General features: G+C 72.0%; 9 protein-coding genes. 7 read left to right on the top strand and 2 right to left on the bottom strand.

Features of this window, described 5'->3' with window-relative positions; translation table 11 throughout:
* The first annotated feature begins 61 nt into the window (after positions 1–61).
* The 4 genes from hpnD to MXD95_RS08935 all read left to right on the top strand — a co-directional run bounded on the left by hpnD (position 62) and on the right by MXD95_RS08935 (position 6160).
* Positions 62–976: a presqualene diphosphate synthase HpnD gene (gene hpnD, locus MXD95_RS08920; RefSeq protein ID WP_250640086.1), complete on the top strand. Its 915-nt coding sequence runs from the start codon at positions 62–64 to the stop codon at positions 974–976.
* Entirely contained in the window at positions 973–2751 is a 1779-nt protein-coding gene (gene hpnE / locus MXD95_RS08925) for a hydroxysqualene dehydroxylase HpnE (protein ID WP_308301469.1), read from the top strand. Before hpnD ends, hpnE begins: the two co-directional genes overlap by 4 nt.
* Positions 2748–3764 (top strand): polyprenyl synthetase family protein, encoded by a 1017-nt coding sequence (locus MXD95_RS08930; protein WP_250640079.1) that lies wholly within the window; start codon positions 2748–2750, stop codon positions 3762–3764. The genes hpnE and MXD95_RS08930 overlap by 4 nt, the downstream gene beginning before the upstream one ends.
* Positions 3765–3871: 107 nt before the next feature.
* Complete coding sequence (locus tag MXD95_RS08935; RefSeq protein ID WP_250640080.1) at positions 3872–6160, top strand: terpene cyclase/mutase family protein; 2289 nt, start codon at positions 3872–3874, stop codon at positions 6158–6160.
* Here MXD95_RS08935 and MXD95_RS28890 read toward each other — a convergent pair.
* Positions 6138–6512 carry a hypothetical protein gene (locus tag MXD95_RS28890; RefSeq protein ID WP_250640081.1) on the bottom strand — a complete coding sequence of 125 codons (375 nt, stop codon included), beginning with the start codon at positions 6510–6512 and terminating at the stop codon, positions 6138–6140. The genes MXD95_RS08935 and MXD95_RS28890 overlap by 23 nt on opposite strands.
* 208 nt (positions 6513–6720) lie before the next feature.
* Between MXD95_RS28890 and ispH the strand changes: the two genes are divergently transcribed.
* Complete coding sequence (ispH, locus tag MXD95_RS08945) at positions 6721–8328, top strand: 4-hydroxy-3-methylbut-2-enyl diphosphate reductase (RefSeq protein ID WP_308301470.1); 1608 nt, start codon at positions 6721–6723, stop codon at positions 8326–8328.
* Between the two features lie 863 nt (positions 8329–9191).
* Positions 9192–10196, top strand: coding sequence for an adenosyl-hopene transferase HpnH (gene hpnH / locus MXD95_RS08950; RefSeq protein WP_250640083.1), 1005 nt, complete (start codon positions 9192–9194; stop codon positions 10194–10196).
* A gap of 425 nt (positions 10197–10621) precedes the next feature.
* Here hpnH and MXD95_RS08955 read toward each other — a convergent pair whose 3' ends face one another.
* Positions 10622–11281, bottom strand: a complete 660-nt coding sequence (locus MXD95_RS08955) for a TetR/AcrR family transcriptional regulator (RefSeq protein WP_250640084.1) — start codon at positions 11279–11281, stop codon at positions 10622–10624.
* A 364-nt stretch (positions 11282–11645) separates the two neighbouring features.
* Between MXD95_RS08955 and MXD95_RS08960 the strand changes: the two genes are divergently transcribed.
* A complete protein-coding gene (locus tag MXD95_RS08960) occupies positions 11646–12968 on the top strand; it encodes a glycosyltransferase (protein WP_250640085.1) in 1323 nt (440 codons plus the stop codon).
* Positions 12969–13590: the final 622 nt, after the last annotated feature.

The raw sequence follows: 13590 nt of genomic DNA on the forward strand, positions 1-13590 counted from the left end.
CCACCAGCGCTGGTGGCGCTCCAGCCCGACCGGCGGCGTCCCGGGGCGCGGGAGCGGGCCGATGAGCACCTCGATCCCGCATCCGGCGCACCGGCCCACCGTCGCCGAGGCCTACGCCTCCTGCGAGGCGCTGACCCGCGAGGCGGCCCGCAACTTCTCCTACGGCATCCGCCTGCTGCCCCCGGACAAGCGGGGCGCCCTGTCCGCGGTCTACGCCCTGTCGCGTCGCCTGGACGACATCGGCGACGGCGACCTGCCCGACGTCGAGAAGCTCGCCGGCCTGGCCGAGGTCCGCGCGGAGGTCAACGACCTCGGCGAGAACAGCTCGAGCGACCCGGTGTACGTGGCGCTCGCCGACGCCGCCCGGCGCTTCCCGATCCCGCTGGAGGCGTTCATCGAGCTCGCCGACGGCGTCGAGAGCGACGTGCACGGCACCACCTACGACACGTTCGACGACATGGTCGGCTACTGCCGGCTGGTCGCCGGGACCATCGGCCGGCTCTCGCTGGGGATCTTCGGCACCGAGCGGGCGGCGTCGAACCGGGACGCCCCGGCGATCGCCGACGCCCTCGGTGTCGCGCTGCAGCAGACCAACATCCTGCGTGACGTGCGGGAGGATCTGCTCAACGGACGGATCTACCTGCCCGGTCAGGAGCTGAAGGACTTCGGCGTCGACCTCGCGGTGGATGCCGGCGGCCGGCTCGGCGGCCCCGAGGTGGAGCTGCTGGGCTACCTTCGCTTCGCCGCGCAGCGGGCCGAGGACTGGTACGACCGCGGCATAGTCCTGCTGGATCTGCTCGATCGGCGCAGCGCCGCCTGTTGCGGCGCGATGGCCGGCATCTACCTGCGGCTCAACCGCCGGATCAAGACCGAGCCGTCCGGTGTGCTCGAGCGCCGGCTCGCCCTGCCCGGCTGGCAGAAGGCCGTCGTCGCCGCCCGCAGTCTCGCCGGCCGCCCCGAGACGCGGGCCGCGTGAGCGCCGCGAGATCGCCGGGCGACACCAGCCCCGACGGCCGGGCGCACCTCGTCGTCGTCGGCGGGGGCCTGGCCGGGATGGCCGCGGCGCTGGTGGCCGCCGACGGCGGCGCGCGGGTGACCATGCTGGAGGCCCGTCCGCGCCTGGGCGGGGCGACGACCTCGTTCCGCCGCGGCGAGCTCTGGATCGACACCGGCCAGCACGTGTTCATGCGCTGCTGCACCGCCTACCGGGGGCTGCTCGCCCGCCTGGGCGTGACCCACCTGACCACGCTGCAGCCCCGCCTCGACGTCCCGGTGCTGCTCGGTGACTCGCTGACCCGGACCCGGCTGCGCCGCACCAGCGTGCGCCTGCCGGCGCCGCTGCACCTGGCGCCGGCACTGCTCGGCTACAAGGCGCTGCCGCTGGTCGAGCGGCTGCGGGCCGGGCTCGCGGCGTTCCAGCTCGGGCGGCTCGACGAGCGCTCCCCGCAGGTCGACGGCCGCTCGTTCGGCGGCTGGCTCGCCGAGCACGGGCAGGGCCCCGCGGCGACCAGCGCGCTGTGGGAGCTGCTGACCGTCGCGACGCTCAACGCGCCGGCGGACGAGGCCTCGCTGGGTCTGGCGGCGAAGGTGGTGCGCACCGGCCTGCTGGAGGGCGCCGACGCCGGTGACCTCGGCTGGGCGGAGGTGCCGCTGTCGCGGCTGCACGGCGACGCGGCGCTCGCGGCGCTCACCGAGGTCGGAGCGGACGTGCGCACCGGCGTGAAGGTCCGCTCGATCACCGCCGACGGCGCCGGCTGGCAGATCGCGGTGACGGCGGGCGGGACCAGCCGGGGCGAGTCCGTCCCCGGCGCCGACGCCTCCGGCGCGCTGTACGCCGACGCGGTGGTGCTCGCCACCCCGGCGCCCGCGGCCGCGGGGCTGCTTCCCGCCGGGGCGAGCGTCGACGCGGACCGGCTGCGTGCCCTCGGCGACTCGCCGATCATCAACGTTCACATGATCTACCCGCGGCAGGTGATCGAGGGCCCGTTCCTCGCCGTGGTCGACTCGCCGATTCAGTGGATCTTCGATCGGACGATCTCGTCGGGCCTGGCCGCCGCGGGCCCGTCCGGCGCGCAGTACCTCGCCCTGTCCCAGTCGGCCGCCGAGCCCTGGATCACCATGCCGGCCTCCGACGTCGCGGAGCTGTTCGTCACCGAGATGGCCCGGCTGTTCCCGGCCGCGCGGGCCGCGCGGCCGCTCGAGGTCTTCGTGACCCGGGAGCGCACGGCGACGTTCCGCCAGGTGCCCGGTTCGCTCGCGTTGCGCCCGGGTGCGTCGACCGGACTGCCGCACTTTGCCCTGGCCGGGACGTTCACCGACACCGGGTGGCCGGCGACCATGGAATCGGCTGTGCGTAGCGGAGTGGCTGCGGCCCGTGAGAGTCTGGCAGGCATGGGGGTAGTCGTGGGGGACCTGACCGAGCCGTCCACGCGGCGGGCGGCGGTGGTTTCCGGCCGCGTGCCGGCGGGCCGGATATCGGCGGAGCCGTCAGGCCGGGCTCCGGCCGGCCCGACGCCGCGGGTGCCGGCGGAGGCCGGGCAGATGACGAGCGCGGTCCCGTTTGAACCACGGCGGGCGGACGACCAGCCATCGGTTAGACCAGAAGCGTCGAATTCGTCGAATTCTCCGGATCCACGGGGGGCGAACGCGGTGGACGCCGGCTCGACTGTCACCGCCAGCACGACGGCGGCCGTCGCACCGGTGCCCACCGGCCAGCAAGGGCACTCATCCACAGGGGGATTCCCGGTATGACCATGACGGTTCCGGACGCGATCGAGCGGGGGAGGGCCCTCACCGTTCCGGCGCTGCGCGCCGTGGTGGACCGCCTGCACCCGCGTCTTCGCCATGTCGTCGCCTACCACCGCGGCTGGGTCGACGCCGAGAACAAGCCGCTGACCGGCTCCGGCGGCAAGCTCGTCCGCCCGGCGCTCGCACTGCTGTCCGCGGAGGCCGCGGGCGCGCCGCCGGAAGTGGGCCTGCCCGCGGCCTGCGCCGTCGAGCTCGTGCACGACTTCTCGCTGTTGCACGACGACCTGATGGACGGCGACACCGAGCGTCGTCATCGGGCGACGGCCTGGACGGTCTTCGGAGCCGACGGCGCGATCCTCGCCGGCGACGCCCTGCTGGGGCTGGCCGTCCAGATCCTGCTGGAGGTCGAGGGCGATCCGGCGCGGCGCGCCGCGCTGATCCTCAGCGCCGGCGTCCAGGACCTGGTCCGGGGGCAGGCCGAGGACCTGATGTTCGAGCGCCGCACCGACGTCACCGTCGCGGACACGCTGAACATGGAGGACGGCAAGACCGGCGCGCTGCTGGCCTGCTCGGCCTCACTGGGCGCGGTGCTCGCCGGCGCCGACGACACGATGATCGCCGGCCTGTCCGAGTACGGCTCGCGCCTGGGCACCGCCTTCCAGCTCATCGACGACCTGCTCGGCATCTGGGGCGACCCGGCGGTCACCGGCAAGCCGGTGCTCTCGGACCTGCGTTCCCGCAAGAAGTCGGTGCCGGTCGTCGTGGCGCTGGAAGCCGGCGGACCGGCCGCCGACGAGCTGCGTGCCTTCCTGACCGCCACCGGCACGTCGAGCGAGGCGGAGCTTGCGCACATCGCCGCGCTCGTGGAGCGGGCCGGCGGGCGGGAATGGACCACCGCGGAGGCCGACCGCCAGCTCAAGGCGTGTGAGAGTGTGCTGCGCTCGCTGTCGATGCCGGCGCAGGTCGAGGCCGAGCTGGTCGCCCTCGCCCGTTTCGTGACCGAGCGCGATCGCTAGAGGAGGCCGCAGGTGCGCACCGGCGCTCACGCGGCCGGCGATCGCCCGCACCAGGACTGCGACGATCGCCTGCTTGACCATCGCCCGTACGACGAGGGGAGTCGTTGATGAGCCTGACCTCGGACCCGTCCCCGGCTGCTCCGTCCGCGCAGGAGGCCCCGAAGCGGCCCGCCATCCCGGTGCCCGCGACGGCCGACGCCTACGGGATCTCCCGTTCGTCGCCGCCGCTGGCCGCGGACGCCACCGCACCAGCCACCCCGCCCGAGGTGCCGACCCCGGTCAGCACACCCACGGCAGTCACGGCCAGCGCCCAGGCGGCGGCGCAGCGAGCCCGGGATCACCTTCTCGCGCTGCAGTCGGACGAGGGCTGGTGGAAGGGCAACCTCGAGACCAACGTCACGATGGACGCCGAGGACCTGTTCATGAAGCAGTTCCTGGGCATCCGCGGGCGTGAGGAGACCGAGCAGACCGCCCGGTGGATCCGCTCCCAGCAGCAGCCCGACGGTAGCTGGGCCACTTTCTACGGCGGCCCGGCCGACCTGTCCACCACCATCGAGGCCTACATCGCGCTGCGGTTGGCCGGCGACCGGGTCGACGCACCGCACATGGCCCGGGCCGCGGAGCTGGTGCGGGCCCAGGGCGGCATCGCCGCCTCCCGGGTGTTCACCCGGATCTGGCTGGCCGCGCTCGGCCAGTGGTCCTGGGACGACGTGCCGGTGATCCCGCCGGAGCTGATCCTCGCGCCGTCCTGGCTGCCGCTGAACGTCTACGACTTCGCCTGCTGGGCGCGGCAGACGATCGTCGCGCTGACGATCGTCGGCTCGCTGCGCCCGGCGCACGACCTCGGCTTCGACATCGACGAGCTGAAGGTGCCGGCGGCCGAGCGCAGGCGCGCGCCGCTGCGTAGCTGGGAGGGCGCCTTCGAGCGGCTCGACAAGCTGCTGCACCGCTACGAGCGCCGGCCGATCAAGCTGCTGCGCAGCCTGGCGCTGCGCCGGGCCACCGAATGGGTCGTCGCCCGCCAGGAGGCCGACGGCTGCTGGGGCGGCATCCAGCCGCCCTGGGTCTACTCGGTGATGGCCCTGCACCTGATGGGCTACCCGCTCAACCACCCGGTGATCGCCGCCGCGTTCCGTGGCATGGACCGCTACGTGATCCGCCGGGAGACCCCCGAGGGCCCGGCCCGTCAGATCGAGGCCTGCCAGTCACCGGTCTGGGACACCGCGCTCGCGGTGGTCGCCCTGTCCGACGCCGGCGTCCCCGGTGACCATCCGGCGATGGTCAGGGCGGGTGAGTGGCTGGTCAACGAGGAGGTCCGCATCGCGGGCGACTGGGCGATCCGTCGCCCCGAGCTCGCCCCCGGTGGCTGGGCGTTCGAGTTCGACAACGACTTCTACCCCGACGTGGACGACACGGCCGAGGTGGTGCTGGCGCTGCGTCGGCTGCTCGGCGACGGGCACGTCTCCGTCACCGGGACGGGCCGATCGGGCCCGGGCTCACCCGCCGGCTCGGGCCCTGGTGCCGGGTCTCGCTCGGGCCCTGGCTCTGGTTCGGGCCCTGGCTCTGGTTCGGGCTCTGGTTCGGGCTCGGGCTCTGGTTCGGGCTCGGGCTCGTCCGCCGGCGCCGCGGCGCGGACCGGCCGGCCGAACACGGTGGCCGACGCGGACCCCACGCTCGCCGCCGCGATCCGTGCCGCCGCCGCCCGTGGGGTCGACTGGAGCGTCGGGATGCGCTCGTCCAACGGCGCCTGGGGCGCCTTCGACGCCGACAACGTCCAGATGCTCGCCACCAAGATCCCTTTTTGCGACTTCGGTGAGGTCGTCGACCCGCCGTCGGCGGACGTCACCGCCCACCTGGTCGAGATGCTCGCTGACCTCGGCCGCTCGGATCACCCGATCACCCAGCGGGCGGTGCAGTGGCTGCTCGACAACCAGGAGCCGGGCGGTTCCTGGTTCGGCCGCTGGGGCGTCAACCACGTCTACGGCACCGGAGCGGTCGTTCCGGCCCTCGTCGCCGCGGGCGTCCCGACCGACCATCCGGCAATCACCGCGGCGGTGCGCTGGCTGCTCGAGCACCAGTCACCGGAGGGCGGCTGGGGCGAGGACCTGCGATCCTACACCGACCCCGCCTGGATCGGACGGGGCGAGCTCACCGCCTCGCAGACCGCCTGGGCCCTGCTCGCCCTGCTCGCCGTCGATCCACACAGCCTCGCCGTCAAGCGCGGCGTGCGGTGGCTGTGCGAGACCCAGCGTCCCGACGGGACCTGGGACGAACCGCACTTCACCGGCACCGGTTTTCCAGGCGACTTCTCGCTGAACTACAACCTGTACCGGCTGGTCTTCCCACTGACCGCACTCGGCCGGTACGTGAGCCTCACCGGGGTAACGACACCATGACCACCTCCGCATCCCCGGGCGGGGACGGCACCGTCGCCGGAGAACATCCGGCGACGGCCGTCGGTTCCGCGATCATCCCCGCCCAGGACATCCTGTCTCCTTCGGTGCCTTCGCCGTCCCCCGCGCGGCCGTCCCGATCCTCGGGTGCGGCGTCCCGCGCGGTCACCGCGTCGTCTGCTGCATCCGCCTCGTCTGCCGTCTCCGCGTCGTCTGCTGTCTCCGCGTCGTCTGCTGCCTCTGCGTCCTGCGCTGCCTGCGCGGGCTCGGTGGCGCCAGGCTCGGTGGCGTCGGCCTCGATCGGGCCGGGCTCCGTCGCCCTGGCCACCGCCACGGTGGCCGATCCATCGATCACCGGGCCGGTCCCGGCCGTGCGCCCTCACCCGGCCACCGGGTCGGCCGCCGACACCTCCGCGGCCGACACCCTCGCCGCCCACGCGTCCGGTGCCCACGCTTCCGGCGTCACCACCGGCCCGCGGCGCAGTGGCCGGCTCGTCGTCGTGACCGCGTTGCGGTTCGAGGCGAGGGCGGCGGGGCGCTCCGGGCTGCCGCCCGAGACCATCATGATCCGCACGGGCATGGGCCCGGACCGGGCCCGCCAGGCCGCCCGGGTGGTCCGCGAGTCCCGCCCGGGCGCGGTGGCCATCGTCGGCCTGTCCGGCGGGCTCGCCCCCGGCGTGAAACCCGGGGACATCGTCGTCGCCGACGAGGTTCGCTCCGCCGACGGCACCGTCACGCGCTGCGCCTCGGCGCCGCTGCTCGCCGGTGACCTGCGCCGCCTCGGCCTGACCGTGCACGTCGGCCCGATCGTCACCGTGCCGAAGATCGCCCACGGCAGCGAGCGGACCCGGCTCGCCGCCACCGGCGCCATCGCCGTCGACATGGAGAGCGCGCCGATCGCGCACGGGTCTGGCGACGTCCCGTTCGCCGCCGTGCGCGTCATCGTCGACACGGTGGACGAGCCGCTGGGCCGCCTTGATCTCATCCGCCGCGGCGTCCTCGGGCTGCGCACCCTGCGCCGGCTCGGCCCGCCGCTGGGCGCGTGGGCGGCGGCGGTGGGGCAGCGTACGGTGCTGCTCGCCGAGCCGCGGGCGTTCTGCGCCGGCGTCGAACGGGCGATCGAGGTCGTCGAACGAGCCCTGGAGCTGCACGGCGCCCCCGTCTACGTCCGCAAGCAGATCGTGCACAACTCCCATGTCGTCGCCGATCTGGCCGCACGGGGCGCGGTCTTCGTCGAGGAGCTCGACGAAGTGCCCGCCGGTGCCACTGTGGTGTTCTCCGCGCACGGAGTCGCCCCCGCGGTCTGGGACCAGGCCGGCCGGCGCGAGCTCTCAGTCATCGACGCGACCTGCCCCCTGGTGGAGAAGGTCCACGCGGAGGCCCGACGGTTCACCTCCCGCGGGGACACGGTGTTCCTCATCGGTCACGCCGGTCACGAGGAGGTCGACGGCACCCTCGGTGAATCGCCCGGGCGCATCCGGCTGGTGCAGTCACCGGCCGAGGTCGCGGGGCTCGAGGTTCCCGACCACGAGCGGGTCACCTACCTGATGCAGACGACGCTGGCGCTGGACGAGGCGTCCGAGGTCGTCGACGCCCTTCGTGACCGCTTCCCGGCGATCGTCGGGCCGGGATCGGCCGACATCTGCTACGCGACATCCAACCGGCAGAACGCGGTGCGCAAGGTCGCCCAGGAGGCCCAGCTCGTCCTGGTCGTCGGCTCGGCGAACAGCGCTAACTCGGTGCGTCTGGTCGAGGTCAGCCAGCGCGACGGCGTCGCCTCGCACCTGGTCGAGAACGTCTCCGACGTGCAGCTGTCCTGGCTTGCCGGGGTGGAGACGGTCGGGATCTCGGCCGGTGCGTCCGCGCCACCAGCGCTGGTCGAGGAACTGACCGCGGCCCTGTCCGGCCTCGGTCCCACCGACGTCACGGTCCGGTCCGTCGGCCAGGAGTCGATCTCCTTCCACCTGCCCAAGGAGCTTCGCCGGGCGGCGCCGAGCTCCCCGTCGGCTTCGGACCAGCCCCCGGCGTCGGGGTCCGCCCCCGCCACGCCTGCCCCCGCCACGCCCGTGTCACCCGTCCCGGCCACGTCCGCCCCGGCTACGGCCGCGTCACCCGCCCCGGCCACGCCCGGGTCACCCGCGCCTGCCTCACCGGCATCAGCCTCGTCCTAGCGCGCCGATTCCGCTGCCGGTGCCGCGGCTTGGTGCCGCTGCCGCTGCCGCTGGTCTGGGGTGGGCGTCGGCGCGGCGTCACTCGACGATCAAATTCACCGTCTGTGATGGTGATCTTGTGACTGTGGAGGCTCAAGATCCAAACAGGTCGCTGTGGGGGTGTTCGTGTCCGTTTTGTCCCCTACGATGACCTAATTGGCGGGATCTTGCTCGGTGCTCGCGGCGGGCGAGTGGCAATCGGTGACGGCGGCTGCCGTCGTGTGCCCGGTGTGGCTGGCATGTCGGTGGCCACCCCGGGGTGGTCTGGGGGCCTCTGAGGTCCGTCCGCGCGGGCCGATGTCCGTCCCGTTGGCGCGCGGAACGACCACCGAGGTGGCGGCGGTCGGCGGTCTTCTTCCCGCCGGCCGCCGTTCCCGGTGCCGCGGGTGGGCCATTGCCGTCACCGAAGAGTGTCCGGCGGGCTGTTGTCGAGAGTGCCTGCGGGATCGCCGCCGGGAGCGCCCGCGTGCGGCGTTGCGGTCGGTCGCCTTCCGGTCGCGTATTGCTGACGCTCGTGTCACCCTGGGTAATGGGAACTGGCCGGGGTGGCCCCGGCCCCGGTCGAGATGGTCCTGACACGTCCGACGGATCGTCGAAGACATTGCCCCGGCGCGGATGCCATCTGTCTCCTGCGGCGCGGGCTTGGCCCCTGACCTGGCCAGGCGCCGTCCGCATCCCAACGCCTGACGACGGGCGTCGTCTTCGCGACACGGTTGTGCGGCAGCTCATCGCGCGATCCACATGCAGGCTGTACGTACAGGCTGTATGGTCAATGCAGCGATCATCGGTCATTCACCGGCGACCTGAGAGAGGGGAGCTACGCCGTGGCGGTCGAGTGGCGGTACCAGCTCCGTGTAGGTACCTATCTGGCGAAGCAGAAACTGCTGCGTCACAAGCACTTCCCGCTCGTTCTGGAGCTGGAGCCACTGTTTGCCTGCAACCTGTCCTGCACGGGCTGCGGAAAGATCCAGCACCCGGCGTCCGTCCTGAAGCAGCGGATGAGCGTCGATGACGCGCTCGCCGCGGTCAAGGAGTGCGGCGCTCCGGTTGTTGCGATCGCGGGCGGTGAGCCGCTCATGCACCCACAGATTCACGACATCGTGAATGAGCTGGTCAAGCGCAAGAAGTTCGTGATTCTCTGCACGAACGGGCTGCTGCTGCAGAAGAAGCTCAAGAACTTCACCCCGTCGCCCTACTTCACCTTTGTCCTGCACATCGACGGTCTGCGTGACCGGCATGACGCAGTGGTGGAGAAGGAAGGCACCTTCGACGAGTGCGTCCGGGCTTTCCACGCGGCGAAGGCCGCGGGTTTCCGGGTCGGCACGAACTCGACGTTCTTCAACAACGACAGCCCGCAGGACGTCATCGACATCCTGACCTTCCTCAACGACGACCTCAAGGTCGACCAGATCCAGCTCTCCCCGGGCTACGCGTACGAGAAGGCTCCCGACCAGGAGCACTTCCTCGCGGTCCAGGAGACCCGGGAGATGTTCGCCAAGGTCTTCGCGGATGGCCGGCGCAAGAAGTTCCGCCTCAACCACTCTCCGGTCTTCCTCGACTTCCTCGAGGGCAAGAAGGAGCTTTCCTGCACCGCGTGGGGTATCCCGAGCTACTCGCTGTTCGGTTGGCAGAAGCCTTGCTACCTGATGAGCGACGGGTATGTCTCCTCGTACAAGGAGCTCGTCGAGACCACTGACTGGGACGCGTACGGCCGAGGCAAGGACCCACGCTGCGCGAACTGCATGGCACACTGCGGATACGAGACCTCCGCCGTGCTCGCCACGATCGGCTCACTCAAGGAGTCGATCCGCGCCGTCCGCGAGGCCTGAGTCCGCGGGGCCTGAGTCCGCGAGGCCCTGGCCAGTTCCAGAGCCTGACCGCATCACCCTGTTGCACCGCACGGCGCGGGGCCACCGACCGGTGGCCACGCATCGTGTGACGCCTGACCTTCAGCCAACGCCGCCCCGGCCGGATCCCTTCCGGTCGGGGCGGCGTCTGCGTGTGTGCGGCTCCCGTCGCGAGCGGCGTCGCTGCGACTTCACGGGCCGATTCATGGCGCGGCCACGCCTCCACCGCACGGCCAGAGTCACGTTCCGCAATGGATATCCCGGAGCCGGATCGGCTCAGGATTCAAAAAGGTCCTCGTGAGGGGCCGATCGTGTCCGGGCTACCCTTCGCACACCAAACTGCGTAGCCGGATCTTCGGGCGGCTTACCGCGGAAGGTGGCGATCTTGGCTGCGCTGGTTCTGGGTGTCAGCTGGGGCTGGTGCTTGGCTCGGCGCTGACCGGCGGCTGGGCGGCCAGGTCGCCACCACGGCCGAGGCCTCGCAGCAGGCGGTCGAGCACGATACCGATCTCGACCCGGGCGACGTCCGGGTCGGTCGCCCGGGCGGTGTAGATACTCGCCTCCGACAACAGGGCGGCGACCAAGCGGGTCAGCGGCGCGACGGGAAGCGGATCGATTCGCTCCTCCGCGATGGCCCGTTCCAGCCATTCGGACAGCAGCCGGTAGCCGTGCCGCTCGACGAGGGTGTCCCATGCCTCGCTGCCGAGCACGGCGGGACCATCCACCAGGACGATCCGCTGGAAGTCACTGTCCGCAGTCGAAATGTCCAGCAGGGACTGGAAACCGGTGCGCAGCTGGGTCCACGCGTCGCTGGGCAGTTCGGCGTCGCGCGCCAGTTCGCCGGCCACCAGCTTCTCGGCGACCTCGGTGGCAACCTGCTCCATCACGGTACGGAACAGCTCGGCCTTGTCGCGGAAGTGGTGGTACAGCGCGCCGCGGGTCACCTGCGCGTCGGCGACGATCTCCTCTGTCCCGGTCGCGGCGTACCCCTGTTCGGCGAACCGGCGGCGGGCGGCGACGACGAGGGCCTGACGGGTGTCAGCCGTCTGCTCGGAACGAGGGGTCACCCCCTGATTATGGTGCAGCGAATGGCTCCGGAAGGGGACGGCGTCGCTGCGGTGTTCATCAATGGTCCGGGGGTGCCCGGCACGTGGGCCTGCCAGGCACCGAGGTGCTGGCACCGTCGGCCTGCCAGGTCGGCGCGCCCGCGGCTCCAGGGCGGCGGCCCCGGACGACCGCGTCTGGCCGGGACCGGCCAATCTGGCGGCCTACCTCCAGCTCAGAGGCATCAATCGAGGCCAGGGGCGCGGCGAGGAACCTCGAGCTGAGGGCCCGTCCCGGGCGGTCTCGCCCAGCCGGCCGACGGTTCTTTACACACAATTGCTCCAGCCGCCGGTCCCCGGTTCGACCTTCGTGGCATCATTACTCTCTGTGACTGTACTCCAGTGGATAGCCCTCGCATCGTTGCTCGCCTGGCTGTACCTGGCCGTCGGTCATGGCACCTTCTGGCGAACCGACCAGCGGCTGCCCCGGCACCATGCCCCGCCGGCCTGGCCGAGCGTCGCGATCGTGATTCCTGCCCGCGACGAGGCGGACATCCTGCCCGTGACCCTGCCGAGCCTGCTCGCCCAGGACTATCCCGGCCCGGTCCGGCTCATCCTCGTCGACGACGGCTCGACGGACGGCACCACCGAGATCGCCCGCGAACTCGCCGAGCAGGCCGCGCAGCGCGGCGATTCGAACGTGACCGCCGCCGTCACCGCCTCGACCGAGCCACCCCCGGGATGGACGGGAAAGCTCTGGGCGTTGCGCCGCGGCATCGAATGCGCCGGCGACGTGGAGTACCTGCTGCTCACCGATGCCGACATCGCCCACAATCCGGGTTCGCTGGCCGCCCTGATCGCCTCGGCCCGCGCTCAGCGCCTCGACATGGTCTCCCAGATGGCGGTGCTGCGCGCCGACACCTTCTGGGAGCGGCTCATCGTTCCGGCATTCGTCTATTTCTTCGCGATGCTGTACCCGTTCCGGTGGTCGAATCGGCCGACGTCCAAGGTGGCGGCGGCAGCCGGTGGCTGTTCGTTGGTGCGCCGTGAGGCCCTCATCCGCGCGGGCGGGCTCGCCGAAGTGCGCGGCGCGGTCATCGACGACGTGGCCATCGCCCGGATCATCAAGCGCTCCGGCGGGCGGACCTGGCTGGGGCTGGCCGAGCAGGTACACAGCCGCCGTCCCTACCCACGACTGGCGGACCTGTGGAAGATGGTCTCCCGCTCGGCCTACGCCCAGCTGCGACACTCGCCGTTGTTGCTGGTCGGGACCGTGCTGGGGCTGGGCCTGGTGTTCCTCGTGCCGGTCGTGGCCACCGTCGCCGGACTGGCCACAGGGAACGCCGCGGTCACCCTGACCGGAGCCGTCACCTGGCTGATCATGACGCTGACCTACATTCCGATGATCCGGTACTACCGGCAGCCGGTGCTGTCCGCCCTGGCACTGCCGGCGGTCGCAGCGCTCTACACCGCGATGACGGTCGACTCCGCCCGGCTCAAGCGGGCTGGGCGCGGCGCCGCCTGGAAGGGCCGCACCTACGACGACCACGGCACCCCCGGACGGCGTGGTATCGCGACGACCACGCTTGCGTCGCACGTGGCCGCGCCGCACGTCGCCGTCGTCCAGCCGCCCCGCGACCCCTGGGACCTCCCCACTCCCGCCGCCGCCCGCGACGATGCGCCGGAGACGCAGCGCACAACATCGCCCTGAACCTCGGGTGTTGTCTCCTGAATCGTGGAAGGTGCTCTCGTGGGTCGGCTCCTGGACGCCGAGGGGTCGGCCGGTTGACCGCCGATATCACGGTGCGTGATGGCAAGACCGAAGGTTCCGTCCCTCAAGATCCAAATAGGTCGTCGTGGGGGGGTATGTGTCTGATTTGCCCCCCATGGCGACCTGTGTGGCGGGATCTTGCTGTGCGGACCGCCGCACAGTGTAGCGATCGAGGTCGGTGGGCAGTCAGGACGGCACCGTGGCTACTCGGGGTTCGGGGGTGTCGACAGGAGGCGGCGTAGCGTCACCGCGTCCGGGGCGAGTGCCGTGATCAGATAGCCCGGCCCGCTCAGTGGCATCAATGCCGCCTCGCCGCCTCCCTGATCATCCCGGGCCACGACGGCGGTCTCGGGCCGAGTCTGTCTCCATTCGGCTGCCGTTCCCCTCCCTTCGGACCCTGCCCCCGCCCGTTCGGAGCCTGCCCCCGCCCGTTCGGATCGTGTCCCCGCCCGTTCGGATCGTGTCCCCGCCCGTTCGGATCGTGTCCCCGCCCGTTCGGATCGTGTCCCCGCCCGTTCGGATCGTGTCCCCGCCCGTTCGGATCGTGTCCCCGCCCGTTCGG

Origin of the sequence: Frankia sp. AiPa1 (assembly GCF_023243075.1) — a bacterium.
GTDB lineage: Bacteria > Actinomycetota > Actinomycetes > Frankiales > Frankiaceae > Frankia.

Coding starts and splice junctions, on each gene's coding strand:
- hpnD (WP_250640086.1), top strand. CDS start 62: ATGAGCACCTCGATCCCGCATCCGGCGCACCGGCCCACCGTCGCCGAG.
- ispH (WP_308301470.1), top strand. CDS start 6,721: ATGATCCGCACGGGCATGGGCCCGGACCGGGCCCGCCAGGCCGCCCGG.
- MXD95_RS08935 (WP_250640080.1), top strand. CDS start 3,872: ATGAGCCTGACCTCGGACCCGTCCCCGGCTGCTCCGTCCGCGCAGGAG.
- MXD95_RS08930 (WP_250640079.1), top strand. CDS start 2,748: ATGACCATGACGGTTCCGGACGCGATCGAGCGGGGGAGGGCCCTCACC.